Annotated in this window: 3 protein-coding genes; all 3 read right to left on the bottom strand. The window is 58.3% G+C overall.

Features of this window, described 5'->3' with window-relative positions:
* Positions 1-323: 323 nt before the first annotated feature.
* Positions 324-1,310, bottom strand: coding sequence for an ABC transporter ATP-binding protein (locus tag NW827_RS07280; RefSeq protein ID WP_414503497.1), 987 nt, complete (start codon positions 1,308-1,310; stop codon positions 324-326).
* Positions 1,311-1,419: 109 nt separating this feature from the next.
* Positions 1,420-2,376, bottom strand: a complete 957-nt coding sequence (locus tag NW827_RS07285; RefSeq protein WP_414404305.1) for an NmrA family NAD(P)-binding protein — start codon at positions 2,374-2,376, stop codon at positions 1,420-1,422.
* A 117-nt stretch (positions 2,377-2,493) separates the two neighbouring features.
* Positions 2,494-2,784 (bottom strand): 4a-hydroxytetrahydrobiopterin dehydratase, encoded by a 291-nt coding sequence (locus NW827_RS07290; RefSeq protein ID WP_414404304.1) that lies wholly within the window; start codon positions 2,782-2,784, stop codon positions 2,494-2,496.
* Between the last annotated feature and the right edge of the window lie 10 nt (positions 2,785-2,794).

Below are 2,794 nucleotides of genomic sequence, written 5' to 3' on the forward strand. Positions count from 1 at the left end.
GAGCGCTGGAGTTGGTCGGCAGCCACACAACAGTTGGAGGAGTACTACCGCACCGTCATTGCTGAGTCGGGATCCGGCAAGAGCGCAGGCAGCGCGTGAGAACTAATCTTCGGCTAAGGACAGTCGCAGCGGATCCCCGACCATAGCAGAGCCCTGCTGCATTGTATCGGGGCAGCGAGATCTCTTGGCAAAAGGAGCTGCAGGCGGCCTGTGGAGCTGCGGGTGGCCCACCCGCCCCCTATGGTCTGCATCCACTCCAGGGATCCTGCAAGGACATCAGCCAGATCAGCGGTGCAACTCCAGGTCGCCTCTGCGCCGTAGAGCTAGGCGGAGAGGGGGCGCTCCCCTTCAATGGCCCGCACCTGCTCGACAAAGAACTCTTCTAGCGACTGCCGTTGCCAGTGCAAGTCGGTCACCACTGCCCCCGCCTGGCTTAAAAGAGTGAGCAGCTCCGGCAGGGATCCCTTCCATTCCCCCGACCAATGGGATCCCTGGATCGAGAAATGCTCGAGGCAGTCGCGGAACTGGTCAATAGCGCCACCTTGCCCTTGCACTCGGTAGCTTTTGCTCTGGCCCAGCAATTCGTCCAATGTTCCCTGCTGCACCAACTTGCCGCCGACAATAATGCCAATGCGGTTGCAGATTACCTCCACATCGCCCAGGATGTGGCTGTTGAAAAACACAGTCTTGCCCTGTTGCCGGAGAGACAAGATGATCTCGCGCATCTGGTAGCGGCCTATGGGATCCAGCCCCGACATCGGCTCATCCAGAAACACCAGCTCTGGGTCGTTGATGAGGGCCTGGGCTAGGCCAGTGCGCTGCAGCATGCCCTTGGAGTAGGTGCGCATTGGCTTTTTGCGGGCCGTATCTAGGGAAAGCCCCACCAGCTCCAGCAGTTGCGGGATCCGCTCCTTGAGGAGGCTATCGGACAAGCGAAAGACCTTGCCCGCAAAATGGAGAAACTCCCAGGCAGTTAGGTAGTCGTAAAAGTAAGGGTTTTCCGGAAGATAGCCCACCTGCTGCTTGATGGAGCGATCCCCCAGGGGTTTGCCCAGGAGCATACCCCTGCCGCTGGTAGGCTCCACAATGCCCAGCAGACACTTGATCGTGGTGGTTTTGCCAGCTCCATTAGGCCCCAGTAGCCCAAAGGTTTCGCCACGGGCCACTGTTAGCGAAAAATCCTTGAGGGGGCTGACCACCTTGTTTAGCCAAAAGCCGGTGCGATAGGTTTTGCTCCCCCCAGGGACGCCAATCGCCGGCGCAGGCTGCACGGCAGGCCCTGCTACAGAGCGGCCCAACGACGCACTCATAGGGGGAGGCTGGGGTTGAAAAAACCAAGGAGAACTAGGCAGGATGCTGGTCTGCTCTCCAGTTTACGCTCTCCCCCTTCTTTTGCCTCAGCCCCTGGTTGGCAGCCATCTAGAAAGGTGTCTTGACCTTGGGCTGCTTAACCTTCAGCTCGCGGATCCGCTTCAGCATTCTCTGGAAATAGTCAGCCAGGTAGTCCTCAAGGGAGGTCAGGGAAGCCAACTCAATACCCAAGGCTTCGCACACAGGCCTCATGTCGGCGTGCATTGGCTCTTTGGCGGCAATTACCTCCACAAACGCCAGCCGGTCGGCAATGTTCCAGCTCCACTGAAAAAACTGGGCCACCCTGCGCGCTCCCCGCAAGACCCCCAGTGGTATGGTTCGAACCTTGGCCTTTTTGCCGGAAAGCTGCTCACAGAGAGCGATGACCTCTTGGGAAGTCCAGGCCTTGGGTCCCACCAAGGGAAAGACCTGCTGCTTGGCTGCTTCAACGCTGAGGGCTCGCACGGCAAATCGAGCTGCATCTAGGGTGTCGAGGTAGGCTATGGGGGTGCTTTCACTGGTTACCCAAACAATCTGTTCTTCCAGAATGGGGATGGCGTACTGGCCAATCAATCCCTGCATAAAGCCCGCCGCCCGGAAAATGGTGTAGGGCAGTGGGGATCCCATCAAATACTTCTCAATGTGGTGCTTAAAATTCATCAGGGGCACATTGGGGTATTCGTGCTGAGCACCCATGATAGAGAAAAAGATAAAGTGCCCCACCTGGGCGGCCCGAGCAGCGTTAATCAAGGCCACCTTGCCATCCCAATCCACCTGGCGGGTGCTGAGGGTGTCGGTTACTCGCACGGTGGCACAGTCAATCACCGCCTCAGCTCCTTCCATGGCCTCTCGGAGCGTGCTTGGCTGCAGCAGGTTCCCCACTTTGAGGTGGGCCCCCCATTCGCTTAGGAAAGCAGCCTTAGCCGGATTTCGCACCAGACAGGTAACCCGATGTCCCTCTTCGATGGCCCGCCGCACCACCTGACGGCCCAGGGTTCCCGTTGCCCCCACAACCAGCACGTTCATAAAATTATCATTTCTTAACCTTAGGCTTAGTCTATCAGAGGGAGGCAGCTTCCAACACAACTCAGCCCACCTCTGCGCCAGGGACATCCCTAGCCCAGGCTGCTGCCAAGAAAGGGTTTAGCCGGCCAACTCGTTCATGCGTTGGGCCAGGATAAAGTCCAGCTCCGTAATGCCCCCGGCATCGTGGGTTGTGAGATCCACCCGCACCCGGTTGTACACATTGCTCCATTCGGGATGGTGGCCCATGCTCTCAGCCACCAAGGCCACACTGCTCATCCAGCCAAAGGCTTCGACGAAAGAGCGGAACTGAAACTGGCGGTGCAGCTTTCCATCCCGCAAGGACCAGCCCGGTAGGTTTTCCAGCCTGGCCTGGATCTCGGCTTCACTAAGCTTGACAGGTCTGGACATAGGCGTATTC

It is taken from the genome of Synechococcus sp. H70.1 (genome assembly GCF_047502705.1).
Taxonomy (GTDB): Bacteria; Cyanobacteriota; Cyanobacteriia; order Thermostichales; family Thermostichaceae; genus Thermostichus.